The organism is Rhizobacter sp. P3_B12 (assembly GCF_056402895.1).
The window spans coordinates 1-2,027 of sequence record NZ_JBFUGN010001062.1 but is presented as its reverse complement, the minus strand read 5'-3'; the positions used below and the strand labels follow the sequence as shown (position 1 = coordinate 2,027).

The 2,027-nt window shown below is 66.4% G+C and carries 3 protein-coding genes; all 3 read right to left on the bottom strand.

Annotated elements, in window-relative coordinates:
• A partial coding sequence (locus AC1D01_RS32080; RefSeq protein WP_477873551.1) for a Fic family protein occupies positions 1-605 on the bottom strand: 605 nt, incomplete at its 3' end.
• A gap of 44 nt (positions 606-649) precedes the next feature.
• Positions 650-1,354 (bottom strand): phosphoserine phosphatase SerB, encoded by a 705-nt coding sequence (gene serB, locus AC1D01_RS32075; RefSeq protein WP_477873550.1) that lies wholly within the window; start codon positions 1,352-1,354, stop codon positions 650-652.
• A 4-nt stretch (positions 1,355-1,358) separates the two neighbouring features.
• Positions 1,359-2,027: TRCF domain-containing protein (locus tag AC1D01_RS32070; protein ID WP_477873549.1), on the bottom strand; the 669-nt coding region annotated here is incomplete at its 5' end.

Genomic DNA, 2,027 nt, shown 5'->3' with positions numbered 1-2,027 from the left:
ATGCGAACCAGTGGATCGAGATCGCGCTGCTCGTGTAGGAAGCGCTCCCAGTTGGCCAGCAGGTCGCGCAGTCGGCTCTCGCCATCGGGCGGCGTGTAGACGACGGCGCCGGTGTTCGCATGGGCCAGCTTGGTCCCCGGCACGCGGCGCACGTCGATGTCGGCCGCCTTGATGGTTTGACAGATCTCGACCGCAGTCGCCGTCGACAGCGGGCGTATCGCCAGCGACTTGAAGCCGGCATACAGCGCGGTGCGATAGCGCAAAGCCTCTTTCGTCGCAGGATCGGCCCCTGCATCGGCACCCTGGGCGAACTGGAACAGCCGGTCGGCCGTGGTGACGATGTTCTCGATCTCCGAGCTGTCCTTCGCCTCCAGCAGCGGCAGCGTGTTGATCAGCATCGTCTGGTTCGGGATCAACGCCGCAGCCTGCTTCAGGGCCGCCAGCGCCGACCGTGCCAGCACGCACTGCTTCAGGACCGGTTTGGTTTCAAGCTCGATCGCGGGAGGCAGCGGCGGAAGGCCGTTGAAAGGCTGGTCCGCGCTCCACGTGTACTCAAAACTCGATTCTTGCGACATGTTCCGAGGATATGTCGCTGGCAGCGACACGTCAACGAAACGTGTCGCTGAAATCGAGATTCATCGACATGACCTCAGAAAACTTCCAGCAACCGATCCAACCCACCCGCATTGATCGCCACCATCGCCTGCGCCCGCACCGCCGGTTTCGCGTGGTAGGCCACCGAGAGCCCGGCGGCGCCCATCATCGGCAGGTCGTTGGCCCCGTCGCCCATCGCGATCGCCTGGCTCGGCTGGATGCCCAGCTGCGCGCAGGTCGCGAGCAGCATCCGCTTCTTCTCGTCGCCATCGCAGATGTCGCCCCACGGCTGGTCGACCATGCGGCCGGTCAGTGCGCCGCCGGCCACCTCCAGCACGTTCGAGCGCGTGAAGTCGATCTTCAGGCGGTCGCGCACGTGGTCGGTGAAGAACGTGAAGCCGCCCGACACCAGCAGCGTCTTCATGCCCGCCGCCTGGCAAGCCTGCACCAGCGCCGCGGCACCGGGGTTCAGCTGCAGCCGCTCATCGAGCACCTGCTGCATCGCGCTGACCGGCACGCCCTTCAGCAGCGTGACGCGCCGGCGCAGGCTGTCCTTGTAGTCGGCGATCTCGCCGCGCATCGCCGCCTCGGTGATCGCCGCCACCTCGGCCTTGCGACCGGCCGCATCGGCGATCTCGTCGACGCATTCGATGTTGATCAGCGTCGAGTCCATGTCGAACGCGATCAGCTTGAAGTCAGCGAGCCGCAGCGGCGGCGTGAAGCGCTGGATGACGAGGCCGGGGACGGATTCAGGGCTCATGGGGTCAGGCAGTCTCTTTGGGTTGGCCGAGCGAACGCAGCACGTCGCGGATCAGTTGCGYGCGGTCCTTCGGCTCCGGGGTCTGGCGTTCGATGCGCAGCTTGTCGTTGCCGGYCAGCTTGATGTGGCGGTTCTTCTGCACCAGCTCGATGATGCGCATCGCGTCCACCGGCGGGTTGGGCCGGAAGCTGATCACCATCAGCCCCGGTGCCGCATCGATCTTCATCACGCCGTAGGGCTTGGCCAGCACGCGCAGCCGGTGCACGTCGAACAGCGTCTGGCCCTGCGGCGGCAGCTTGCCGAAGCGGTCGGTGATCTCCTCGAGCATCGTGTCGATCTGCTCCGGCTTCTCGGCCGTGGCCAGGCGCTTGTACAGGCTCAGGCGGGTGTGCACGTCGCCGCAGTAGGCATCGGGCAGCAGGGCCGGCGCGTGCAGGTTGATCTCGGTGGTGGCCGACAGCGGCGACAGCAGGTCGGGCTCGCGCCCGGCCTTCAGCGATCGCACGGCTTCGCCCAGCATCTCGTTGTAGAGCTGGAAGCCGACCTCCATCATGTTGCCGCTCTGGTTGTCGCCCAGCACCTCGCCGGCACCGCGGATCTCCAGGTCGTGCATCGCGAGGTAGAAGCCCGAGCCGAGCTCCTCCATGTTCTGGATCGCCTCCAGCCGCATCGC

Excerpts from the sequence above, each read along its gene's own strand:
- serB (WP_477873550.1), bottom strand. The coding sequence starts at position 1,354 with ATGAGCCCTGAATCCGTCCCCGGCCTCGTCATCCAGCGCTTCACGCCG.